The organism is Pseudomonas sp. GW-45 (assembly GCF_056896675.1).
Window position 1 is genome coordinate 2,432,543 of the sequence record NZ_CM167674.1, and the last position, 22,233, is coordinate 2,454,775.

22 protein-coding genes, 2 tRNA genes and 1 pseudogene are annotated in these 22,233 nt (G+C 55.9%); 3 read left to right on the forward strand and 22 right to left on the reverse strand.

Annotated elements, in window-relative coordinates; all coding sequences use genetic code 11:
• The first annotated feature begins 15 nt into the window (after positions 1–15).
• Positions 16–708 (forward strand): substrate-binding periplasmic protein, encoded by a 693-nt coding sequence (locus AC1XYH_RS11070; RefSeq protein ID WP_483323247.1) that lies wholly within the window; start codon positions 16–18, stop codon positions 706–708.
• Positions 709–996: 288 nt separating this feature from the next.
• Here the strand turns inward: AC1XYH_RS11070 and bamJ are convergent, their stop codons facing one another.
• The 3 genes from bamJ to AC1XYH_RS11085 all read right to left on the reverse strand — a co-directional run bounded on the left by bamJ (position 997) and on the right by AC1XYH_RS11085 (position 2,026).
• Complete coding sequence (gene bamJ, locus AC1XYH_RS11075) at positions 997–1,695, reverse strand: BamJ family beta-barrel-assembly machinery protein (RefSeq protein WP_483323248.1); 699 nt, start codon at positions 1,693–1,695, stop codon at positions 997–999.
• A 163-nt stretch (positions 1,696–1,858) separates the two neighbouring features.
• A tRNA-Asp gene (locus AC1XYH_RS11080) sits at positions 1,859–1,935 on the reverse strand.
• Positions 1,936–1,950: 15 nt separating this feature from the next.
• Positions 1,951–2,026: transfer RNA gene (locus AC1XYH_RS11085), tRNA-Val, on the reverse strand.
• Positions 2,027–2,217: 191 nt separating this feature from the next.
• Here AC1XYH_RS11085 and rdgC point away from each other — a divergent pair.
• Positions 2,218–3,135: a recombination-associated protein RdgC gene (rdgC, locus tag AC1XYH_RS11090; RefSeq protein WP_483323249.1), complete on the forward strand. Its 918-nt coding sequence runs from the start codon at positions 2,218–2,220 to the stop codon at positions 3,133–3,135.
• A 352-nt stretch (positions 3,136–3,487) separates the two neighbouring features.
• On the opposite strand, the gene bamD is transcribed toward rdgC, so the two are convergent.
• The 13 genes from bamD to gspC are packed head-to-tail and all read right to left on the reverse strand — an operon-like array spanning position 3,488 to position 15,089.
• A complete protein-coding gene (gene bamD, locus AC1XYH_RS11095; RefSeq protein ID WP_483323250.1) occupies positions 3,488–4,138 on the reverse strand; it encodes an outer membrane protein assembly factor BamD in 651 nt (216 codons plus the stop codon).
• Positions 4,135–4,893, reverse strand: a complete 759-nt coding sequence (locus AC1XYH_RS11100; RefSeq protein WP_483323251.1) for a type II secretion system protein N — start codon at positions 4,891–4,893, stop codon at positions 4,135–4,137. The genes bamD and AC1XYH_RS11100 overlap by 4 nt, the downstream gene beginning before the upstream one ends.
• Entirely contained in the window at positions 4,893–5,372 is a 480-nt protein-coding gene (gene gspM / locus AC1XYH_RS11105) for a type II secretion system protein GspM (RefSeq protein WP_483323252.1), read from the reverse strand. Before gspM ends, AC1XYH_RS11100 begins: the two co-directional genes overlap by 1 nt.
• A complete protein-coding gene (gene gspL, locus AC1XYH_RS11110; protein WP_483323253.1) occupies positions 5,369–6,607 on the reverse strand; it encodes a type II secretion system protein GspL in 1,239 nt (412 codons plus the stop codon). Before gspL ends, gspM begins: the two co-directional genes overlap by 4 nt.
• Positions 6,608–6,627: 20 nt before the next feature.
• Positions 6,628–7,431, reverse strand: coding sequence for a type II secretion system minor pseudopilin (locus AC1XYH_RS11115; RefSeq protein WP_483323254.1), 804 nt, complete (start codon positions 7,429–7,431; stop codon positions 6,628–6,630).
• On the reverse strand, positions 7,428–8,054 hold the full coding sequence (gene gspJ / locus AC1XYH_RS11120) for a type II secretion system minor pseudopilin GspJ (RefSeq protein ID WP_483323255.1): 627 nt from the start codon (positions 8,052–8,054) through the stop codon (positions 7,428–7,430). The genes AC1XYH_RS11115 and gspJ overlap by 4 nt, the downstream gene beginning before the upstream one ends.
• A complete protein-coding gene (gene gspI / locus AC1XYH_RS11125) occupies positions 8,051–8,440 on the reverse strand; it encodes a type II secretion system minor pseudopilin GspI (protein WP_483323256.1) in 390 nt (129 codons plus the stop codon). The genes gspJ and gspI overlap by 4 nt, the downstream gene beginning before the upstream one ends.
• Positions 8,427–8,963: a type II secretion system protein gene (locus AC1XYH_RS11130; RefSeq protein ID WP_483323257.1), complete on the reverse strand. Its 537-nt coding sequence runs from the start codon at positions 8,961–8,963 to the stop codon at positions 8,427–8,429. The genes gspI and AC1XYH_RS11130 overlap by 14 nt, the downstream gene beginning before the upstream one ends.
• A complete protein-coding gene (gspG, locus tag AC1XYH_RS11135) occupies positions 8,963–9,436 on the reverse strand; it encodes a type II secretion system major pseudopilin GspG (RefSeq protein ID WP_483326359.1) in 474 nt (157 codons plus the stop codon). The genes AC1XYH_RS11130 and gspG overlap by 1 nt, the downstream gene beginning before the upstream one ends.
• A gap of 2 nt (positions 9,437–9,438) precedes the next feature.
• Entirely contained in the window at positions 9,439–10,650 is a 1,212-nt protein-coding gene (gene gspF, locus AC1XYH_RS11140) for a type II secretion system inner membrane protein GspF (protein ID WP_483323258.1), read from the reverse strand.
• Positions 10,651–10,652: 2 nt separating this feature from the next.
• Positions 10,653–12,167 (reverse strand): type II secretion system ATPase GspE, encoded by a 1,515-nt coding sequence (gspE, locus tag AC1XYH_RS11145; protein ID WP_483323259.1) that lies wholly within the window; start codon positions 12,165–12,167, stop codon positions 10,653–10,655.
• Positions 12,168–12,176: 9 nt separating this feature from the next.
• Positions 12,177–14,216, reverse strand: a complete 2,040-nt coding sequence (gene gspD / locus AC1XYH_RS11150) for a type II secretion system secretin GspD (RefSeq protein ID WP_483323260.1) — start codon at positions 14,214–14,216, stop codon at positions 12,177–12,179.
• 6 nt (positions 14,217–14,222) lie between these two features.
• Complete coding sequence (gene gspC / locus AC1XYH_RS11155) at positions 14,223–15,089, reverse strand: type II secretion system protein GspC (RefSeq protein WP_483323261.1); 867 nt, start codon at positions 15,087–15,089, stop codon at positions 14,223–14,225.
• A gap of 416 nt (positions 15,090–15,505) precedes the next feature.
• On the opposite strand from gspC, the gene AC1XYH_RS11160 reads away from it, so the two are divergent.
• Positions 15,506–16,975, forward strand: coding sequence for an alpha/beta hydrolase family protein (locus tag AC1XYH_RS11160; protein WP_483323262.1), 1,470 nt, complete (start codon positions 15,506–15,508; stop codon positions 16,973–16,975).
• A gap of 32 nt (positions 16,976–17,007) precedes the next feature.
• Here AC1XYH_RS11160 and tatB read toward each other — a convergent pair whose 3' ends face one another.
• The 6 genes and pseudogenes from tatB to AC1XYH_RS11190 all read right to left on the reverse strand — a co-directional run.
• On the reverse strand, positions 17,008–17,292 hold the full coding sequence (gene tatB, locus AC1XYH_RS11165) for a Sec-independent protein translocase protein TatB (protein ID WP_483323263.1): 285 nt from the start codon (positions 17,290–17,292) through the stop codon (positions 17,008–17,010).
• Positions 17,293–17,307: 15 nt separating this feature from the next.
• Positions 17,308–17,529 carry a twin-arginine translocase TatA/TatE family subunit gene (tatA, locus tag AC1XYH_RS11170; protein WP_483323264.1) on the reverse strand — a complete coding sequence of 74 codons (222 nt, stop codon included), beginning with the start codon at positions 17,527–17,529 and terminating at the stop codon, positions 17,308–17,310.
• 93 nt (positions 17,530–17,622) lie between these two features.
• Complete coding sequence (locus AC1XYH_RS11175; RefSeq protein WP_483323265.1) at positions 17,623–19,662, reverse strand: PhoX family protein; 2,040 nt, start codon at positions 19,660–19,662, stop codon at positions 17,623–17,625.
• A gap of 162 nt (positions 19,663–19,824) precedes the next feature.
• On the reverse strand, positions 19,825–20,157 hold the full coding sequence (locus AC1XYH_RS11180) for a hypothetical protein (RefSeq protein ID WP_483323266.1): 333 nt from the start codon (positions 20,155–20,157) through the stop codon (positions 19,825–19,827).
• Between the two features lie 84 nt (positions 20,158–20,241).
• Complete coding sequence (locus AC1XYH_RS11185; RefSeq protein WP_483326360.1) at positions 20,242–21,126, reverse strand: methyl-accepting chemotaxis protein; 885 nt, start codon at positions 21,124–21,126, stop codon at positions 20,242–20,244.
• A 21-nt stretch (positions 21,127–21,147) separates the two neighbouring features.
• Positions 21,148–22,164, reverse strand: a pseudogene (locus AC1XYH_RS11190) (Cache 3/Cache 2 fusion domain-containing protein); the annotation flags it as partial.
• Positions 22,165–22,233: the final 69 nt, after the last annotated feature.

Here is a 22,233-nt window from a genome sequence, read left to right on the forward strand (position 1 = left end):
TTGACTGGCCTGGTGATGCTGCCGCTGTCCAGCCAAGGGGAGCCGCTGTTATGGGGGTACTCCCCTTCTGACCCCGCGCCTTACGTTGTTATCCAGGCTAACGATTTACAGGAGAGCCTGACCCGCGAGATTGGCGAAGCCGTTGCCGCCGCTACCGGCAGACAAGTCAGTTTTGTTGCCACGCCAAATAACCGCATCCAGGAGTCACTGACAAAGAGTCGCATCGATATCATCTGCAACACCTTGCCAGAGTGGCTAAATGCGCCAGATCAACTGCTCTGGACACCTAGCTTGTATGACGACGCAGACGTAGTCATAACCCGTCAGGGCGAGACCCCACCAAACTCGTTAGATGACCTCAAGGATGCCATCGTCGGTACCACGCTGGGCTATTACTACTCACCGGCGGTAACCCAGGCATTCAGCCAGCAAATAATGATTCGCCACGACGTACGCGATCTGCCAACCCGCTTGAAAATGCTCGAACGCGGTCGCCTTGATGCTGCGATAGATTTAAGACGTGCGGTAAAGCAGTTGCTGCCGAATGAGCAAAGTTCGTTTCACATCAGCAGCTGGGAAGTACAAACCTTTGCATTGCGCTGCGCCATTGCCAGGCCCGCAGAGGCTAACAGCCAAAAACTGGCCAAAAGCATAGAGCGGATGATTGATCAGGGGCAGATTCGGAAGATCGTCCAGCACTTTGACTGACGAAACCAGCAAGGCTGCGGGTCCTGAGTGCTTACCCACAGAAGCTGTGGATAACTCTGTGCAAAAAATCAGGATAAGCGTCTCAAACGCCCGTTAGAAAGCGCTTCCAGACAAACAGGATAGTTTTTAACCAGCGAAAAAAATGATATTTTTCAGCCAGTTACAAAACTGGCGAGGAATCAGAAAAAATCGAATAAGTAAACAGAAAGTGTTACCGCAAATTGTGCATAAGGGTAACACTTCTATGCCCGAAGGCCTTGCCCCGGGCATCGGGACGTGTTACCCCGATTACTCCTGGCGCGGATTGATCGAGATCAATTCCATTTCGAACACCAGAATGGAGTTCGGCGGGATAACAGGGCTAGGGCTACGCTCACCGTAAGCTAGCTCGCTTGGCAAGGTCACCTTCCACTTATCGCCAACGTGCATCAGTTGCAGTGCTTCCATCCAGCCTGGGATCACACCGTTAACTGGCAACTCAGCAGGTTCGCCACGTTCTACAGAACTGTCGAATACAGTGCCATCAACCAGACGGCCTTCGTAGTGAACTACCACTACATCATCTTCGGCTGGCTGCGCGCCTTCAGCATCGCCGGCAGTGAGCACTTCATACTGCATACCGGAATCGGTCGTAGTTACGCCATCTTTGTCAGCGTTCTCTTGCAGGTACTTCTTATTAGCTTCTACCGCATCGTCAGCCAGGCTTTTGGCCTTTTCCTGCGCGCGCTCTTGTAAGGTAGTGAAGGCAGCCGTCAGCTCTTCATCACCCACCCGATGCTCAGCCTTGGTCAACGCATCATCCAGACCCAGCGCCAGCGCTTGGGCATCGATATCGTCAAGACCATCCTGCAACAGGCTCTGACCCATATTCAAACCAATACCATAGGAGGCTTGCTGGATGGGGGTAGTGAGTTCTGGTTCCTTTTCGCAACCGGACAATACTAAAACACCGACTGCAACACTGACTGCCAGCAGATTACGCTTCATGCTTACCTCAATCGACAGGCCCAAGCTGGGCGGAATAAAGAGATCAGCTTAACAGGGGTTTGAAGGTCAGGCTACTGGATCGGAGATAAACAAACAGGCGAAATCACGCAGTGATAACCACCACACGATTTAGATAAAAGAAGGGGTACATCTGAGGGGGAAATGGCGCAGCGGACGGGACTCGAACCCGCGACCCCCGGCGTGACAGGCCGGTATTCTAACCAACTGAACTACCGCTGCGCTATATACCTCGAGTGGTGGGTGATGACGGGATCGAACCGCCGACCCTCTGCTTGTAAGGCAGATGCTCTCCCAGCTGAGCTAATCACCCTTTGCTCTCGAAGTGGGCCGCATTCTAGGCAGCTTTTTCGGTTATGGCAATACCTTTTTCAAAAAAAAACCAGCGTATTTCAATATCTTAATCTTCAGCCCTGTAAACACTGGTTGTTGCGCATAGCCTCAGGCAATATTGCTCGTTTTCTCGGGCCAACCAGACCCTCAGCAAAACAGAAGGACAGCATCATGTGGTTTCGTAACCTGCTTCTATACCGCTTCAGCCAACCTATCCCATTCAACGAAACCGAGCTGCTCGACGCGCTTGAACAAAAGCCTTCACGACCCTGTGCCAGCCAGGAAACCCATACGCTGGGTTGGACTACGGCCTACGGCCGTCATTCAGAGAACCGACTCGAAGCCAGCAACGGCTATTGGCTGATCGCGATGCGCAAAGAAGAACGCATTCTGCCCGGCAGCGTGATCAAAGAAGCATTAGCGGAAAAAGTTGAAGAAATCGAGAATCGCGACTCTCGCAAGGTTTACAAGAAGGAACGCGATACGCTCAAGGATGAGATCGTCATGTCGCTGCTGCCACGCGCCTTCACGCGCACTCAGACCACTTATGCCTGCATTTGCCCGGCCGAGGGCTGGATCGCTATCGATAGCAGCAGCCACAAGCGCGCAGAGGACCTGCTGAGCCTGCTACGCGAGTGTACCGGCACCCTACCAGTGCGTCCGCTCAACGTGAAGATGGCACCAGCCGCCTGCATGACCCAGTGGGTCAAAGAGGGCAGCGCTCCTGAGCAGATGGTGATTGGCGACGAGTGCGAGCTACGTGACACTAGCGAAGATGGCGGCGTGGTGCGTTGCAAACGCCAGGATCTGGCCAGTGATGAGATCCAGCTACACCTCTCGGCGGGCAAGCAAGTAAGCCAGTTAGCGCTGCAGTGGCAAGAAAAGCTCAGCTTCAGCCTGGATGACAAGCTGACCGTCAAACGCCTAAAGTTTGAAGACCTGCTGCGTGATGAGGCTGACGACAATGCCGGCGACGACATGGCAAGCCAGCTGGATGCCAGTTTCACCATCATGTCCAGCACCTTAAGCGAACTTATCCCCGCACTGACCAACGCCCTAGGTGGCGAAGATATTCCGCAGGGAATCTGAACCAGCCCAGCGCCAACGCGGGTTGCGAAAAGCTATCCACAATATCTGTGCATAACTTTGTGGATAGCTTGTTTGAATAGCTCGCTGAGCTAGAGTAGCTGGGGCGAGGATTCAAAATGATCATTTTTTAACCTATTTTTTATTCAATAAAATCAACAAGTTAAGAATTCATCACTGGATTTCAAGCACTTACGACATTATCTTACCGTTCAATGACAGCTCGCCCCACCTCTGTGCACAATGTCAAGGCATGATGCTCTGAATAAGCGCAAAAAAGCTGTCCGATTCCACGCAAAAACACTTGACCTGAACCCGGCATCTTGAGCTAGGGCCTGCACCCTCTCCGCTCGTATTAATTTCCAGTTTGCAACCAAGCCTGTGCCTCAACCGCCGCTTTACTGCGCGGGTAATACTTAGCCAGATAACGCAGGCGAGCCTCCCCCCGTTCACGCTGCCCCCTCTCAACATCCTGCATTGCCAACGCGTACTCCGAACCCGCCATGCCTTCCAACAAGGTTTCCAGACGCGGCACTATTTCGCTGCGATAGGCCGATTCGGGATAATGCCGAATAAACCCGGTCAACTGCGCATGTGCCTCGCGCCCCACCCGCAAGCGCTCTTGATCATCACCCGCTGCCATCTCGAAACGCGCGAAAGGGACCATCGCCTGCAAATAAGATGCATAGTCCTGATAAGGCGCCTCAGGATGCCGTTTCTCGAAATCCTCAAGCACCAACTCCAACGGTGGCAACTGCCCCTGCTGCAAACACAGGTAGGCAGCTTCCAGATCCAACTGTGGATCACTCAACTGATGTACCTGCTGAGCCAGGTTCATATCACATTGCCCCATACCCAAACGCGCCCGAGCATCAGCGACAGCCGCAGACTGCTCCTTTTGTTGGACGGCGGAGCTGGCGCAGCCGGCCAACCCCAGTACCACTGCAACTACCCATACCCCGCGCATCGCGCTTACTCCGTTGTGTTGTTGCGTTAATGCTGTCATTGCAATTTAGCTCGCCAGTGTATCCAACCATCCGCATCGGGACGCCCCAACAGCTTGAGACCTTCAGCCAAGCCGGCCTCCGCGTGCGCGCGCGCTTGCAATCGGGTATCCAATTGCAAGGCCTGCGCTGGCCGCCATTTTGCGGTTCCCGTGAGGCCTAATGGCCCGCGCTGATCGGACGAAAGAGTCATCATCAGCCAGTCGTTTTCACTGCTCAGCTGCGCCGCCAGATTTCCCAAACCGAGCGGCTCCGGCAAACCGCCACCAGCACCCTGCCAGGCAATACGTCCATGGGCTTGCACCACGCGCTCGAAGTCTTCCAGTTTGAGTTCCGGAATATCCAGCAACCAATCACCGGTGAGAATAAACGGCGCTTTGTTAACCGCTGCCATACTGCGCGCATCAAGGCGACCCGTTACCTGTTCCAGTACCAGACTACCGAAGCCCAGACGCAGCGTAGCGCTTACCTGGCTGTTGCGCGGCCGCCAATCCAAATCCAACGCTAGCTGACCTTTAAACAGGCCCGACGGGCGCCAGTCCCAGCGCAGCGCGCCTTGGTCAACCCCTTCTACCTGCATGTTAGCTACCTGGCCCTGCCATAGGCTGCCAGTAATGCCCTGCAGCTTTACCTGCGCCGGCAAGCTTGGCGCCACCTGACGCCATACCAAGCTGGCCGGCAAGTTGCCCAGCAAAGTCAGTAAAAACACCACAACCGCCAGCAGCAGCACCGTTTTGAACTTCAACAGACGCTGCATCAAGGACGCTCCACTAATAATCGGGCAGACACCATGCCGGTGGTGTCGGACACGTCAAACGCGAGTTGAGTTACTTGCAACCCCTGACGTTGCTCCAGGTCGGCCAGCCAACCCAGCAGCGCGTCCATCCCAACCTGATCAAAACTCAGGCGCGCACCCTGCCCTTCCGGCTGCACGCGTGACAAGGCCGATTTCAACCCAGCGGCATTAGCCGAGACTTCAACCAGCGTCAGCACTGAGCCGCCGGCGGCATTGCTGCTGCCTTTTTGCATACGTGAGCGACGCCGTACGTCATCAACTACTTGTTCCATCCATAGGCGCTCGGCTGACAGCGTACGTACCTCCTGTTTGAGCTCTGCTCGCCCGGCAATCAGTGGCTCCCAAACTCCGACCCACCCAGCCAACACCAGCAGCAGTACCGAACCCGCCAACAAAATCATTCGTTCGCGCGGTGCCAATCCCGCCCACCAGCTTTTCATGAGCCACTCCTTTGTACTTTGATGCGCGCAGAAACGCCTTCATTCTCGGAATCGGCACCCTCCAGATTTTCGCTAATACCCGGCAGTGCCGAAAGTTCAGCGCGGATGGCTTCCAATTCCGAGAAGGAAACAACTTTTAATTCGACTTCGACGTTGTCGAGGTTGCCACGAACCTGCGTTACCTGGGCGTTCTGATGCTTTTTCAAGACAACAAAGAAAGCGTGCATTAACGGCCCAATACCGCTATCTGGATTAATCTGCGCACCGCCTTGAATGATCTGGCGAAACTGCATCACCGGATCATCGCGGCGGCTATTGGGCATGCCTCGATCGAACAGGCGATCGATCTCAGCCCGCAGGCTATCGCGTTCCTGGCTTAGGATCACACGTTCCCCGCCAAGCCAGCCCAGCCCCAGCGCTAACAGCACCCCTGCGGCGATTAAAACGGGTCGTAACTTGCGCCACGGCGGGGCGCCCATGCTGACCGCATAAGGCCCGCAGAGTAGATTAAACGGCGGCGAGTTGCGCAAGGCCTGCTGCAACGCGGGCGCAAGCTGATCGCGCATCGGTTGCTGTTGCAGCTCTACCGTTTCAGGCAGCGTCAGACCCAGTTCGTCGGCGGTAAGGCCCGATAAAGTAAGTTTCTGTGCCGAGGCTTCCATAGCGGCCAATCGACGGCTAACCCAGATGCCCGCAAGACTACGATCCAGCAGCACAGGCTCTTCAATTGCCGAGAGCACGAGCACCTGATCCGTCTGCTGCGGCCAGGGTGACGGCATAATCAGCAACGCCTGCTCAGGGCTCTCGTCAACGTGCAGTGCCGCTTGGGGCAGCAAAGCCTCTAGCCGCCAGCCGGCCTCGCGGAAGCCATTCAGCCAGCTTTGCATAGGCGTGTGCGACACCACAGCCGCGCTAACATGCCCCTCGGCGCGACGCGGTCCCATGACGATATGCAGTTCATCCAACTCTTGGCTAACCAGATCCTCGAGCGCGTAGGGCAACGCCACCCGCGCAGCGGCAGCACGTTGTGCTGGCAAACGCACGCGGAACAAGTTCACCGTGGAGGCCGGCACCAAGGCGCGAATGCGCTCACTAGCAAACCGTTGGCGCAAAGCGCTAAGCCCGTCCCGGCCACTATCCAGGGTGCTGCCATCACGCTCAAATCGCCACCAGTACAAGGCTGGCTCAGCCGCGCCCGTCACCAAGGGTTGTTCGGGTAAAAGCACTATCAACATTTTGTCTGATCCACTTTTTATCAGGGCTCACAGGCCGTTTGTTCTCGCAGGATCACTTTGCCGTTGGGGGCATCCAGCAAGGTGCATTGAAAAAAGCGCCGCTCACCAAATTCGGCAACTATCTGCAGGCGCATAAACCAAGGAGCTTCATCACCTGCGGCGCGGTCGGCGAATACCTCTTTCATCAAATCCGAGCTGCGTTCCACATCAATCGGACTTTCCTGTGCCGGATAAGCCGTCACATAGGGTGCTAGTGCCTGCCAGGCTTCACTCGTCATACCGGCTACCGAGTTCAACTCCGAGGCCACCAACATGGTGCGGTTCGCCGACAGTCGCGGCGGATCTTGCAGGCGATACAAAGGATCATCCGTTTCAGGATCCATCCAGTCACTGACCGCTACTGCCAGCTGTGCACCTGAGGGCATGGTGACGCCCGACTCCTGCGCGACGCGATCCACCAGCCGAGCGAAATCGGCCTGTTGCTCCTCGTCACCACCGGCCAGCGCATTGATGTTGTAGCGGCAGCGCATGTTGTCCAGCGTGGCTTGCAACTTCACCTGATCAACCTCAAACGGCAATACCGGCGACAGACAGGTATCCCAAAGCAAATCATCCGGGCCATCCGCTTGCTCCAATACCTGCAGCACCATCTTTTCTGCGCCTAGCGCAATATGGCGCGACAGGTCCCGCTCGAATACCGCGCTACTGCGGCGGATATCAGCCTGACCGCGCAGCACCATACCCACGGCCGCGGTCACCGCCAAAGCCACTACCAACAAGGCGGTAATGAGTGCAACGCCGCTTTGTTCTGCACGCGCTTTCATAGCGGCCCCACAGGTATTAAACGCCGGATCAGCCCTAGGCTCGGCACATCGAGCACTAACTCAACTGCTAAAGGCAACTGACTACTGCTCGGGTCAAGCCCTTCGGGCGGCCAGCTATTAACCCGCTCCAGCCCACTGGGCCCGCGCACCACAAATGCAAAAGCGGTTTCTACGTCCAAGCTTTCGCCTTCTTCTACCAGTTCGGCGAAGGGCTGTATGCGCAACTGGTCTCTGTCAGTGATATCGACGCCCGGCCATAGCTCGCGTTCAAGTCCAGTCTCGGTCAACCGCCAGGCCGTACGCCGCAAACGTTGATCGCCGCCGGCACCGGCACGCACAATTTCCAGCAATGGCTGCTCGGTTCCGGCGAGCAGCCGCAAGGGTGGCAACCGGTCACCAAATTCGTCACGCACCTGGATATCTACCATTTCGGCCAGATCGCGCTCCAATACGCTTAAACTCACCTGCAGGTCGGCCAGTTGACCAGAACTGGCACGGGTAATGTGATCGGCATCCAGCACAGCGCGCAGGCCGGAATAGGCCATCACCGTCATAATCGCGAATACCGCCATGGCCACCAGCAGTTCAAGCAGGGTAAAGCCCATTGACTGGCGTTTACTCATGGCAATACAAACCCGCTGACAATCGCCCGCTGCCCAGTCTCATCGCCAGGTAGCAGCCAGAGTCGAATATCGATACGCCTCACTGCTGGCAACGGAAACGGCGAGGTAGCGGTGTAGTCACTGATCTGCGCTTTGTAACCAAAGCGATAGGGGCCCATCTCGGTGTCGCCAGTCAGGTCGCCTACGGCTGCTGGCCGCATGCCCGATTGATACTCGGCCAGCAAATTTTCGCCGGCCCAGTGCGCCATCGTGCGCTCCTGCAGATAGATGGTATTGCGTGCATGATCACTGCCGGACTTAACCAAAGCGGCCAGCGCGACCGCCAAAATGGTCAGCGCGACCATAACCTCCAGCAAGGTAAAACCGGCGGATTTACGGGCGCTCATTGCTTACCTCAACACTACCTTCCAAGCCGATAAGCAGGTATTGCACCAGGTCTTTGCCAGGCACTCGCAAAATAATCAGCCCAGGCGTCATTTCACCCGTATTGCTCAGGCGCACGTGGGGCTTCCAGCTATCGTTTTGCGGCAGATTCTGCCGCCCACCATCCGCTTCATACTCAAGCTCAACGACACCCTCATTAAAGTAATGCGGTCCCAGTTGCGGGTCCGGCAGGGCTTGCCATTCGCGGGTGGCATCATCCAGTAATACCAGATCAAGCATGCTGTACCCTTCGCGGCGCAGACCCAGCGCGCGGTCGGCCCCGCCGGTGATTAACACCTCGTCATGTGCCAACTCCAACACGCCAGCCAGTCGCTGCGCCTCTTGGCGCAATTCACGGTCAGCGCCATCACCAATCGCCAAGGTCGCCAGACCGGCAATCACGCCGATCACCACCATCACCACCAACAGCTCAATGAGGGTAAATCCCGCCTGTGCCAGTTTGCTGGAGCACCGCGCTTGTATCATCAGCGTTGATTCGTCTGTTCCAGGTCCAAGTCCCAGTTACCAATATCCAAATTAGCTTCAGTTCCGCCAGGACGGCCATCGGCACCCAAACTATAAATATCGAACTGACGACCATCACGACCCGGCGTCTGATATTGATAATCGTTGCCCCACGGATCTTTCTGCAGGCGATCAAGATAGCCACCTACACGCCAGTTACGGGGTGCGTTTTGGCCCGTCGGCAAACGCACCAGCGCGTTCAGGCCCTGCTCGGTGGTCGGGTAATTGAAGTTGTCTAGCCGGTACAGGTTGAGTGCGCTTTCCAGCGAACGAATATCACTCTGCGCTTTGGTGGTACGCGCCTGATCCGGCCGGTCCATAACGCGCGGGACGACCACGGCGGCGAGAATGCCCAGAATCACCACTACCACCATGATCTCAATCAAGGTAAAGCCGCGCTGAGCCGCGCGCGCAGGTTTGTTTGCAATACACATCATCAGTTCACCAATTGGTTGAGTTCAAAGATCGGCAACAGAATTGCCAGCACGATAAGCAGCACAACACCGCCCATGGCGAGAATCAGCAGGGGCTCAAATACCCCCATGACTATCGCGATGCGCGCTTCCAGTTCTCGCTCCTGCGTTTCGGCGGCACGCTCCAGCATCTGATCCAGGGTGCCACTGCTTTCACCACTTTTAATCAAGCTCAGGGTCATCGCCGGAAAATAGCCACTGCGTTCCAGCGAGTGGCCGACGCCTGCCCCCTCACGCACGCGCTTAGCGGCTTCGCTTACGGCTTCGCGCATGGGCAGATTGCTGATCACGCTGGCACTCATATTGAGCGCATCCAGCAAAGGTACGCCGCTACCGGCGAGGATATTCAGCGTGCGCGCAAAGCGCGCGGTGTTAAGGCCCCGGTTTAACCGGCCGAGCAACGGCAGCTTGAGCAAGAGCTCATGCCAACGGCGACGATAGCTGTCTTTTTTTAACAACGCCCGTGCGCCAAAGCCCATGGCGACCAGCACCAGCAGCATCAGCCAGCCCCACTCGCGCAGCGTGTCACTAACAGCAATCAAAGAGCGCGTCAGCAACGGCAGTTCCTTGTTCATGCCATCAAACACCTGCACCACCTCAGGCACGACGTAGGTTAGTAGCGCAACCGTCACCAGCAACGCTACACAGGTCAAAATAGCCGGATAGAACATGGCCAGCTGAATCTTTTGGCGCATAGCGTTCTGCGCCTCGACGTTGTCCGCCAACCGCTCCAGCACTACATCCAGACGGCCAGCTTGCTCGCCTGCCGCGATGGTAGTGCGATAGATCGCCGGAAATACCGACGGGAATTCACTAAGCGCATGCGCCAGTGGCAAGCCTTCCATCACTCGCGTGCGCACCGCAGACAGTGCTGACTTGACGCGCGGCGACTCACTCTGTCGCGCGACTGTACCCAATACTTCTTCAATCGGTAGACCAGCCCGCGCCAACGTTGCCATCTGCCGTGTTGCCAGAGACAGCTCCAGCGGCTTGATGCGTTTTTGCATGACCGGCATGCGCAGCACAGAAGAACGCTCTGCCACCTGATTGACTGACATGGGCGTGAGGCCCTGGTCACGCAGACGAGTACGTACCTGGCGCGGTGAGTCACCCTCCTCCACGCCTTTTTTGGTGCGACCGGCGTTATCCAGCGCGACATATTCGAAAGCAGGCACGCCTAATCCTCCCGGGTGACGCGCAGGACTTCTTCCAGCGTGGTATCACCCGCCAAAACGCGCCTTAAGCCATCCTGACGAATACCCATCTGGCCGAGCCGTGCGTGTTTGACCATGGCTTGCTCGCTAGCGCCTTCATGAATTAAGCCGCGCAGAGTGTCGTCGATCTCAATCAGCTCATAGATACCAGTACGACCACGGTAACCGCTGCCATTACAGGCATCACAACCCGCTGCGCTGTAAAGCGTGGGTGCTTGCTCAGGGGCAACGCCCATCAACCTGCACTCACTCGGCGTCGCTTGGTGCGAGGTGCGGCACTCCCCACACAAAGTACGTACCAGCCGCTGGGCCAACACACCGTTAAGGGTGGAAGACAGGAGAAAAGGCTCGATACCCATATCGCGCAGACGCGTAATCGCGCCAACGGCGGTATTGGTGTGCAGCGTGGAAAACACTAAGTGACCGGTCAAGCTGGCCTGAATGGCGATCTGAACCGTATCCACGTCACGGATCTCGCCGACCATCACCACATCCGGGTCTTGACGCAAGATCGCCCGCAAGCCACGGGAGAAGGTCATATCGACCTTGTTATTGATCTGTGTTTGGCCGATACCGTCCAGGTAATACTCGATGGGGTCTTCGACGGTAAGAATATTGCGAGTACGGTCATTCAGGCGCATCAGTGCGGAGTACAAGGTTGTCGTCTTACCCGAGCCCGTTGGCCCGGTCACCAACACGATACCGTGCGGTCGGCTGATCACCCGCTCCATGGCATCGTAATGCTCATCGCACATGCCCAGCTGACGAAGTTCCAGCCGTCCCGCCTGTTTGTCGAGCAGGCGCAGCACCACGCGCTCGCCGTGCCCGGATGGCAACGTCGAGACCCGCACGTCCACCGCGCGCCCCACCAGGCGCAAGCCAATGCGCCCATCCTGCGGAAGGCGTTTCTCGGCGATATCCAGCTTGGCCATCACCTTAATACGCGACACAATCACAGGCGCCAACGCGCGCGGCGGCTCCAGCACTTCACGCAACACGCCATCGACCCGCAAGCGGATAGACAGACGATTTTCAAAGGGCTCGATATGAATATCCGAGGCGTTTTCTTTTACGGCCTCGGACAACAACGCATTGATCAGACGAATGATCGGCGCTTCGTCCTGCGACTCAAGCAAATCTTCGGGTTCGGCCAGTGACTGCGCGACCGACATGAGGTCCGCGTCTTCCCCGAGGCCTTCAACAAACTGCATGGCATCGTTGGACGAGCGTTCGTATTTGTTGCGCAGGCGCGCGGCAAAAGCATCGTCATCCAACAATATCGGACTCAACGGATGACTGCTGTGCCGGCGCAGCTCGAGCAATCCCTGAGGGTCGCAATCGGCACGCACGAACACTTCCAACTGGCCATCTTCGCGTACGCCACCCGGCAGCACACCAAAACGTCGAGCGAAGCGGTAACCGGTTTCCGCCGGTGCACTCGCTGGCGTAGCCGCAACACTAAAATCGGTCTCACTCATGACCTGCTCCTAGAGCGGTGACGGCGGTGCAGAAATGGCAGACGGTCTGGCCGCACCTTGCATAGCATTCTCAAACGGCGCTGGCAGCGACAAGAGGTAATTCCAGTCCGGTAGTATCGGCACGACGTTATCAGTTTTCATACGGCCACGACGATTCTGCTCTGCGAGCTGCTGATCACGTATATAGCTGTACTTACTGTGAGTTAGGCTTTCGGCAACCGCCGTATCGCGCACGATGACCGGACGCAAGAACACCATCAAATTGCGCTTCTGCACATTGGAGGTGTCGTAACGAAACAGGCGACCCAGACCCGGAATATCGCCCAGTATTGGCACCTTGTCAGCGGTCTCAACCAACTGATCATCGATCAAACCGCCCAGCACAATCAGTTGGTTATCATCGACCATCACATGGGTGGTCAGGCTGCGTGTATTGGTAATAATGTCGGCGGCGCCCGTGATGCCAGGCGCAATTTGCGAGACTTCCTGCGCGATCTCCAATCGCACCGCATTACCTTCGTTGATCTGCGGGCGAATCTTCAATTTGATACCCACGTCTTGACGTTCGATGGTGTCAAACGCCTGACCCGAATCCTCAACCGAGCGGCCAGTAATAAAGGGTACGTTCTGACCTACTACGATTTCGGCTTCTTCGTTATCCAGCGTCAATAGACTGGGCGTGGACAGAATATTGCTGGCGCTGTCGCCTTGTAGTGCGTTGATCAGCAGCGCAATCTGTGCGCCACCAATACTGCCGATACCCCCTAGGCTTAGGCCACTGCCCAGCGACGGTGGCGACGCCAAATCCCCATCCAAAAAGCCACTGACGCCCGCCGCCAGATCGACAATGCCATTACCGTTGCGGTTAAAGTTGATCACCCCCAAACCAGAGCTCTCGCTACCAAAGCCCCACTGCACCCCCAGCTCCTTGGCACGCTCGTAAGACACTTCGGCGATAACCGCTTCTACCAACACCTGAGCGCGGCGAATATCCAGCTGGCGGATGATGCTAGATAGCTCCCGGGATAACTCTGCAGGACCGTAAACCACCACCGAGTTAGTACTTTCATGGGCCTCAACACGGACCCGTGTTTGATTGCTCATGCTGCTGGTGGTGGGTGCGCCACCGGCTTGCGACGAGGTGCCCCCATTTTGCTCACGACCTTCAGCGATGCCGCGTAATACCTCGGCAACTTCTTCGGCTTTGGCGTAACGCAGATAGTGCACCTGCGTATTACCATCCTGGCCCGGTAAATCCAATTTTCTTACCACGCTGCGTAGCGCCATGCGGCTCTGCGGATCGCCACGCAAAATCACGGTATTGGTGCGCTCATCGGCAATCAGCCGTGGGCCTTTAGTGAATTCTTCGCTTGGTGTGTTGCTTTCAAGCCCCTGCACAATGCGCACAACATCCAACGCTGATGCATGCTCCAGCGGCAGTACCTCAAAGTCTTCCATCGACTCCTGATCAATACGCTCTACCAGCGCCTGAATACGTCGTACGTTGGCAGCGGTATCAGCGATGACCAGCGTATTGGACTCCGCCGCGGCTGCCAAATGCCCACCTTTGGGTACCAGTGGGCGCAAAATGCGCACCAACTGCCCCGCATTGATGTTCTTTACATTGATGACGTGAGTAATGACCTCATCGCCAGGAGTACTGCTAGTGAGCCCCGCCAACTCGTTTTCCTTGGCCTGCACTTCCGGCACGATACGTACAACATCATCAGACCCGCGCACCGCAGCAAAACCGTAGGATTTGAGCACCCCAAGAAACAAGGGATACAGCTCATCGCGTGGGATCGGTTTGCCGGACACCACGTTAACCTCACCACGCACCCGAGGATCAACAATGAAGTTGATGCCGGTTTCCTGGCTGACGATCTCGATCAACCCATTGATGTCGGCGCCGCGAAGATTAAGTATCAAATCTTCGGAACCATCCCCCTGTGGCTCAACCAGCGCCTGAGCTGCCAGTGGGGTGCTGCTCAAACACAGGCTCAATGCCAACGAAAGAGTAAAGCGATTAAGACGAAACTGCATTGGCATCGTATTTCAATCCATCGTTATCGTTATGTTCATGGGCTCACCATCGCGCTCAAGGGATATCGACACCGAGCTGGCGTCGGTCATTTCCTTGAGAATGTCGCGATAATCCTCGATGTCAGCGATCGGAGTTCCGTCCACATCGGTGATCACATCTCCGGGCTTCAAGCCGGCGGCTTCAAACTCGCGCACATTGCGCGACGGGGTCACTTCCAGACCATACATCGCGCCATCCACCATCACGGGTGTTGCGCTGATTACTTCCATAAAGCGTTGCGGGTCATTCAGCCATGCGGTGCGATCAATACGCGCTGCCTGGCCATCCGGTGCGAGAGTGACGTTGGAATCAGTAGTGGGGAGAGCTGTTTTGCGGCTGGGGCTGCGGGTGCTTGTGCCTAACTCGTTACGCTTGAGCCGCAAAGTCTCAAGCTGGCCGTCGCGCACCAGCATCACGCGATCGCCTAATACCTGATCAAGACGAACCTGACCGGGTAATTCAGCGCCGACACGATAGAGTTTTTCTGGCTGGCCTTGGGTGGCCAGGATGGCAGCACTGCGCCTAGGATCAGGGTCAGAGAGTACGCCTTTTAAGGTCCAGCTGAGCTTGGTATCTGGCGCGCTAACAACCACCGGGCCATCAGCAGCAGGTGCGCGGCCCAACACCGAAAGTCTAGCCAGCTCACGAAAGCCAGGGATTTCCTCAGCCGCGTCACTATTGGCAGCAGAGTAACCCAGCGCTGATGGCGCGGGCAGAATGCTATCCGGCTCGATCAGCATCCAGGTGAGGTGCGCCAGCAACCATGCACAGAGTAATACCAGAATACCCGTCACCAATCTGACGACGGTATCCGATGAAAAGCGGGCGACCAAAGGCATGCATTCTCCATAGCAAAGGGGCCGGGGGACGGCTTCCGGGCCAGTGATAGCAACAATACTGACCTTTCTTTGCAAAATTATTGTTATACGCCTGAAACAGGTCACGCGATTAAATCGATTGTCACGATTTTGCCATCTAGCGGCAACCCCCTGAACAGGTTATTCCAGAGGCTCGCCTTCAAAATGAGACGCTATCGGTATTGGTCTCGCCACCCTATCACCCAAATGAGTGACATTTTGGTTACAGATATCACCTGAACTTATGAGCCATCATCGTTGCCTGCGAAACTGTCTCAAAGCAAGCCATCTATAACTTGCGAGACACTGCAAACAAAGCTTAACTTTATCGATCAAACCCAAACCCTGCGCGCCAGGGACCAAAACAACAAGGGTTTGCCCAACGGAGAATAAAAATAATGTTTGAATTCAAGAAAACCGCGCTGATCGGTTTGGCAATCAGCAGCCTTGCGCTCACCGGGTGCCTGAGCAGCGGAGGTGGCGATGACGATGACGAGGAACAGGCACGCGTTCGGGTTCAACAACAACGGATAGATGCGAATTTCTTCAAGCCAGTACAAGAGACAACAGCAGACTTTACCGTTCTGAGAGACGAAGCTCCCTATAACACGACGGATCGCTGGGTCGGAGTTCTAAACGGTGCGGCCTACCGAGTCGAAGTACCTGAAGACTGGAACGGCTACTTAGTAATGTACGCCCACGGTTTCCGCGGTGAAGGTTCAAGCCTAACGGTCGATAACGCACCGATGCGCGAGTACCTGCTGGATAACGGCTATGCTTGGGCCGCTTCTAGCTACAGCACTAATTATTACGACGTGCGTGCAGGGGTTGAAGATACCAATGCACTAGCACTCGCCTTCACCGATATAGCAGCGACAAATGGCCGTACATTGGCAGCGCCTACCAAGTATTACATAACCGGTGTATCCATGGGTGGACATGTCACAGCCGCCGCCATCGAAAAAGAAACCATGGAGACTGCCAACAACGTAGTGGAATACGCCGGCGCTTCGCCTATGTGTGGCGTAGTTGGCGATACTGAATTGTTCGATTATTTTGCTGGTTACACAATTGCTTTAGCGGCGCTGGCCGGCGTACCTCTGGATACCTTCCCACTTACCGAGACACAAGCAGCAGAGATGCTTGCGAAAGCGCGTGCGGTGATTTGGAACGACTACGATAAAGACAAAAGTGCATTGGGGCTGACTGCTCAAGGTTTCACTTTCTTCCAAGCGCTTAAAAACCTGAGTGGTGGCGAACGACCTATCTACAACATCAGCTTCGGTTTCTTCCAGGACTTGCTCCAAGGATTCTCTGGTTCAGATGGCACTGTAGATGGCATTACGCTAGATAATGTGGTGGACACAACTGGCATCACCTACCGCTACCAAACCAATCTGGGTGATCCGCTAACCACCGATGAAATTAACTTCAACAGCATGATAATTAAGGCGGAAGCGGTCGCTGACGCCAATGGCCTTCGCGACGATGGCCTGCGTTGGGTTCCAAAAGTGAACGCCGAGTTCGACATCCCAGTAGTCACGGTTCACACAACTGGCGATCTCTTCGTTCCGATTATCATGGAACAGGTGTACCGGCAGCGTGCCGAAGCTAACGGGACGGATAACATGTTGGTGCAACGTGCCGTCCGCGCGCCAGGTCACTGCGACTTCACACCGGCCGAGTTCGCGAACACGCTTGACGCGATGCTGAAATGGGAACAAGGCGGACCTAAACCTGGCGGTGATGACTGGTTGACCCCAGCCACTGTGGCAGATAAGGATTTTGGCTGTACATATACTGTCAACGGCACAAACGCAGTGCGCGCCTCGTTACCAGCTTGCACACCAGCTGTACCAGTTCTTTAGTAGCGTCACAGCAGCAAAAACAGGGCTGATTCTCAGCCCTGTTTTCTTTCCAACTCGATTACCTCATCAACCACGACTCTGCGCACCAAGGTCTTAACGTTGCTTTGACGCAGCATCTTGACGTTGTCTGAAACGACCTTAAGCTCATCCGCAGGAACCGACTCGCTCAGCTCGCGCTGTACATCTGCCAGCATGCTCTTCGCCCGCCCCATCACACGACCCACAGACCGCGTGACCGCCGGCAGTCGCTCGGGCCCCAAAATCAAAAGTCCTACCACAAATACCAAAAGCCATTCGGTCATACCGTTGCCGAACATAAGCGGCTCCTTGCCTTAGGCGCGTTGTTGGCTTTCACGCTGTGCGGCTGGTTGTTGAACTGCATCCAGCGCCAGGCCTTCCTGCACCTCGTCGGTTTCTTTAATGGCCTTGCGGAAACCACTTAGTGCGCCCCCCAAATCACCGCCGATGTTACGCAACCGCTTGGTGCCAAATAGCAGCATTACAATCACCAGAACGATCAACAATGAACCCACACTGATTCCACCAATACCCATAAAAACCTCCATCACTGCAGAGCCAGGTGACACTGCACCCGGCCCTGCAAAATATCACTCAGTAAAGCAGCGCCGTCTGGCTCCGCCCGCCAATTAACTACCGACTACACCGCCGTCATCTTTCCATACCACGACGGTGGCCGAGCGCGGGTAAGCTCCAGCGGTTTTGTCCGGCCAATTACTGCTGAAACTGCCTGCCGCAAAGTTGGCGGAAGACGTACCCTCACCGGGATGCTGCACGTTGATGAACAGCGTCTTCTGGTCCGGCGACATGGTGATACCGGTGATCTCCTGATCAATCGGCCCAATCAAGAAGCGCTTGAGAACGCCGGTCTTGGGGTCGGCGACCAGCATGGCGCAGTTGCCGTAGGGGTCGTCATAACCACTGTCCATCTGGATCCACACACGGCTATCCGGATCGATCCACAGACCATCCGGTGAGCTGAGAATGTTGTCAGCGGTTAGCTTGTCACCGTTCGGGTCATAACCAATGTTGTTGGCCACGCCGCTCTCGCCACTGTCGCCGCCAAACAGAAAAATGTCCCAGCTGAAGCTGGTTGCAGCTTGATCACCATCGGTTTCTGACCAGCGAATGATATGACCATGCTGGTTTGCAGAACGCGGGTTGGCTTCGTTGACCTGCGCGTCGGTGCGGGCAGAGTTGTTGGTCAAGGTGAAATACACGTCACCATTGGCCGGATCAACCGCGCCCCACTCTGGACGGTCCATCGGTGTGGCGCCCATAAAGTCAGCGGCCAGACGGGTATTAACCAGCACATCTGCCTGGCTGCTAAAACCATTGCTCGCATCCAGACCGTTTTCACCGAATACCAGCGGCATCCACACACCGCTACCGTCGTCATTAAATTTGGCAACGTAGAGGATGCCCTCGTCCAGCATATCGCCGTTGGACGTCGCGGCACTGTAATTGTCAGCAGTGACAAACTTGTAGATATATTCAAAACGCGAGTCATCACCCGAATAGCAAACTACTGGCTTGCCTTCTTCTGCCGGAGCAAACACCACGCCTTCATGACCAAATCGGCCCATGGCAGTGCGTTTTTTCGGGTTACTTTCAGGGGCAAACGGATCGATTTCGACCATCCAGCCGAAGCAGACCGGCTCGTTACGGTAATCCTGAGTGGCGTCCGCACCCTTGATGCTGGCATCAAAGCGGATGAACTCGTCCGCGCCGCCATCTGCCAGCTCCCACGCATAGCGGCCGGTGCTAGTCGCGCCGCTCGGCACGCCGTAACGTGAGTGCTCACGCGGGTTGTCGCCCTTGTTGGTGAAATAACCAGCCCAGTTTTCTTCGGCCGCCATGTAGGTGTTCCAAGGCGTATAACCATTACCGCAGTTATTCAGAGTGCCGCGGGTCATGGTGCCATTCGGACTGTACAGCGTTTTCACGAAGTCTGTACCACGCACCGGGCCTTGCAGCTCCATCGGCGTCAGGCCAGTGATGCGGCGATTCATAGCATCAAACTGGACCTTCCACTGGCTGTCTGATCCTTTGATCACACGTACAACCGAAACGCCGTGACCATTCATTTCCTTGCGCACTTCATCCGCTGGGCGTACGCCTGCAAATACTGGCAAGCCACTGCTACCTAGCGCGACGCCTACGGCAGACTCGTGCATAAAGCGCGGCTCAACGTACTCGTGGTTCAACACCAACAGACCATCTTCGGAGCTGTCATCGATACCGTAAAAATGCATTCCGTCGTGGTGTGAACCGATCTGACCAGCTTGGTCAGCGCCCGTGTTATCAGGCGCGAAAGCCGCGATGCCACCCATGATAGGCGTGCCCCAGGGAATCAATACCTGATGACTGTAGCCCTCTGGCACGGTGATAACGTCCAGGCTGTTAACCGCAACGGCAGAGAAACCAAGCAGTTCAGCCGGGGGAGTGGAATCATCTTCATCATCGTCAGAATCACTATTGCAACCTGCCAGCCCCAGACCAAAGAAGCCCAGCGCAGCCGCACCGGCGCTACCCTTGAGTACCTGACGACGCGCCAGACGAGCCTCAAGAATGCTGGAAAACAGGGGGTTCATCTTGCGGGTACTCAGCGGCTCATCACCCTCGCCGTGATCGATGATTACCAGCTGATCGTTTTGCACGTTGGACATCGGTTCCTTCCTCATCAGGTTTGTAGTTACGAACCCGAATAGAATGGAGATCCTAGATGACAATGCGCAGACTTATCGGTGAAGCTTTAGCGGCATTTGCGCGACAACGACGTGTCTGATTGGTGACAATATTTCAAAGCGGAAACCACCGTTGCAGGGCGTTCAGTCACAGTTTTCAATTAGCCCGCGCGCGGTGCGTTCGCTAGCGTTTTGTTCATGCTGTAGTTGCCAGAAAGCACAGAGTTCGTGACGCAAGCGCGGCGCCTCCGCGCGCTCTCCCAGTGCCCCATCCCCACGCTGTTTACCGTCTTCTAACCGGTCGGGCGAAGTCTCTTCTACATCGTGGATTGTGTCGCGCACGTCGGCTACGTGCTGCTGCACCCAAAGTTTGGAGCCCATCATCAGAGTAGCGTCGTGCAGTAGATTGCCCAACCAGACACCGAGCGCGACTATGAGCACCCATGACAATGCAGAACGGGAACGGCTCTCGGACATGAATATTCCTCAGATGCTACAACAGTACCACCAGCCTAGCAGAGCGCTTGAGCATTACCCGCCACACTCAAGAGCCCTTTGGAATCACACTTTGTAATAGGCCAACAGAGCACGTAACTTCTGCGCTAGTTGGGTCAGATTCTGGCTAGCCACGCGGGTTTGTTCTACCTGATCGCCATTTTTCATCGCCTCATCGCTGATGCGTAACACATTGCGATTGATTTCTTCCGATACCTGGCTCTGCTCCTCCGCAGCACTGGCAATTTCAGTATTTACCTGGCTAATTCTGGCGACGGCTTCCATCACATCTCTGAAAGCTTTGCCGGCGGTGTCTGCCGCTTCAGCATTATGTTCCGCCAACGAACGGTTGCTCTCCATCATGACCGAGGAGCGTTCTACCCCGCCTTGTACCCGTTCGATCATGCTACGAATCTGCTGAGTGGAAGACTGCGTGCGCTTGGCCAGTGAGCGCACCTCATCCGCGACCACAGCAAAACCACGCCCTTGCTCCCCAGCACGGGCCGCTTCAATGGCCGCATTAAGTGCGAGCAGGTTAGTCTGATCGGCAATACCGACAATCACCTCGAGCACCGAACCAATGTCTTTACTTGCCGATGCCAGCTCTTCAATTACCGCCATCGAAGAGGCTATTTCCCGGGCCTGCTGCTGAATGCTAGTGACCGTGGCATTCATAGTTTCACGGCCGTCTTTGGCCTGACGACTGGCCTGATTGGCTGCTTCCTCACCGGAGGCGGCACTTTGCGCAACGCTATGTGCGGTCAGGCTCATCTCGTGCATTGCGGTGGCGACCATTTCGGTCTCACGATTCTGCACCGCAATAGAACTACTCGACTGCTCGGCGATACGCGCCAGTTCGTCGGCTTCCTTAAGCATGGTGCTCGAGGATTCCAGCGCCTCACGAATCGTGTGCTGAATGCGCTCCAGCAGACGATCAAAAGCCTTGGCCATGATGGCAAACTCGTCACGTCCGCTAGCATTAAAGCGTACCGTCAGGTCGCCTTTGCCGTCAGCAATATCTTCAATGGCACTGATGGTGGCGTTCAATGGCCGGGCCACCATGACTTTCATCAGCAGACCGATACAGATAGCCAACACAATGCCCGCCAAGGTAATGAAGCCTGCAACCGACAACGAGCTGGCGACGATCAGCTCACGAATCTCGTCATTGGAGTAGCCCAGCACTATGTCATATCCCCAGGGCGCAAAAGACTGGGTTTCGACGTGCCACTGCTCGCCTGGATTGCTCAGCGCAGCGTCGATTTGTTCGATGGTTTGGTGATCCGAGTGCATACGAATCTTGCCGGTTGGATCACGCAATGCAACGAAGCCGGACTCAAGAATCCGCGACGCGGCAATCGCCTCAGCTAGAGCCGACAAATTGGCCGAATAACCGACATACCAAATACCCACTGTCTCGCCGCGCTGACTTTTGATCGGCTCATAACCTGTTAGATACGGCTGCCCGAGAATATCAACCTGGCCGTAGAAAGCCTTGCCGGAGAGCACTGCTTTGATCGCGGCGCCGTCCGGCGCCAGTTCTGTACCGATTGCACGCTTGCCATCGCGCAGCACATTGGTCGAAATGCGAATAAAACGATCACCTTCGCGAGAGAATAAGGTCGCGGTGCCATCCATGACCTGAGTTAGACCATCAACCAGATCGAAATTATTGGCCTGCTCGGACCCACCGAGTAATAGTTGAGGAGCCCGCGCCGCTCCGACGCTGATGCTGGAGCCAAGCGAGGGCTCACCCAGATCACTACCTCGTTGCATCAGCAGGGTCATGCTGTTCTTTACTCGCTCGCTCATGATCGCGTCTGTCAGACCGAGCAGCCGTGCCACCTCACCTTTGAGGTTGGCGGATTCGCTTGTGGCTTGCTCGTGGATGCGGTTGGCCTGGCTGATTGAACTAAAAACGACCGCAATGATGATAAACCCAACCAGCAGGGCTGCCAGTGTTAGAACAAACTTCTTCTGCAAAGTCATGTGGCCACTCCTGAGTGCCGGTATGGCGGTGCCTTCTGTACTTATCGGCAGTTCAGCGGCTTCTCTTAG

Bases quoted from the DNA above. Each gene is read 5' to 3' on its own strand.
- bamD (WP_483323250.1), bottom strand. From the start codon at position 4,138: ATGACAGCATTAACGCAACAACACAACGGAGTAAGCGCGATGCGCGGG.
- bamJ (WP_483323248.1), bottom strand. From the start codon at position 1,695: ATGAAGCGTAATCTGCTGGCAGTCAGTGTTGCAGTCGGTGTTTTAGTA.
- gspL (WP_483323253.1), bottom strand. From the start codon at position 6,607: ATGTTGATAGTGCTTTTACCCGAACAACCCTTGGTGACGGGCGCGGCT.
- gspC (WP_483323261.1), bottom strand. From the start codon at position 15,089: ATGCCTTTGGTCGCCCGCTTTTCATCGGATACCGTCGTCAGATTGGTG.
- AC1XYH_RS11180 (WP_483323266.1), bottom strand. From the start codon at position 20,157: ATGTCCGAGAGCCGTTCCCGTTCTGCATTGTCATGGGTGCTCATAGTC.
- AC1XYH_RS11070 (WP_483323247.1), top strand. From the start codon at position 16: ATGCTGCCGCTGTCCAGCCAAGGGGAGCCGCTGTTATGGGGGTACTCC.
- gspE (WP_483323259.1), bottom strand. From the start codon at position 12,167: ATGAGTGAGACCGATTTTAGTGTTGCGGCTACGCCAGCGAGTGCACCG.
- gspG (WP_483326359.1), bottom strand. From the start codon at position 9,436: ATGTGTATTGCAAACAAACCTGCGCGCGCGGCTCAGCGCGGCTTTACC.
- tatB (WP_483323263.1), bottom strand. From the start codon at position 17,292: ATGTTCGGCAACGGTATGACCGAATGGCTTTTGGTATTTGTGGTAGGA.
- gspJ (WP_483323255.1), bottom strand. From the start codon at position 8,054: ATGAGTAAACGCCAGTCAATGGGCTTTACCCTGCTTGAACTGCTGGTG.
- AC1XYH_RS11115 (WP_483323254.1), bottom strand. From the start codon at position 7,431: ATGAAAGCGCGTGCAGAACAAAGCGGCGTTGCACTCATTACCGCCTTG.
- AC1XYH_RS11100 (WP_483323251.1), bottom strand. From the start codon at position 4,893: ATGCAGCGTCTGTTGAAGTTCAAAACGGTGCTGCTGCTGGCGGTTGTG.
- AC1XYH_RS11130 (WP_483323257.1), bottom strand. From the start codon at position 8,963: ATGATACAAGCGCGGTGCTCCAGCAAACTGGCACAGGCGGGATTTACC.
- tatA (WP_483323264.1), bottom strand. From the start codon at position 17,529: ATGGGTATTGGTGGAATCAGTGTGGGTTCATTGTTGATCGTTCTGGTG.
- AC1XYH_RS11185 (WP_483326360.1), bottom strand. From the start codon at position 21,126: ATGGCCAAGGCTTTTGATCGTCTGCTGGAGCGCATTCAGCACACGATT.
- gspD (WP_483323260.1), bottom strand. From the start codon at position 14,216: ATGCCAATGCAGTTTCGTCTTAATCGCTTTACTCTTTCGTTGGCATTG.
- AC1XYH_RS11175 (WP_483323265.1), bottom strand. From the start codon at position 19,662: ATGTCCAACGTGCAAAACGATCAGCTGGTAATCATCGATCACGGCGAG.
- gspI (WP_483323256.1), bottom strand. From the start codon at position 8,440: ATGAGCGCCCGTAAATCCGCCGGTTTTACCTTGCTGGAGGTTATGGTC.
- rdgC (WP_483323249.1), top strand. From the start codon at position 2,218: ATGTGGTTTCGTAACCTGCTTCTATACCGCTTCAGCCAACCTATCCCA.
- AC1XYH_RS11160 (WP_483323262.1), top strand. From the start codon at position 15,506: ATGTTTGAATTCAAGAAAACCGCGCTGATCGGTTTGGCAATCAGCAGC.
- gspM (WP_483323252.1), bottom strand. From the start codon at position 5,372: ATGAAAAGCTGGTGGGCGGGATTGGCACCGCGCGAACGAATGATTTTG.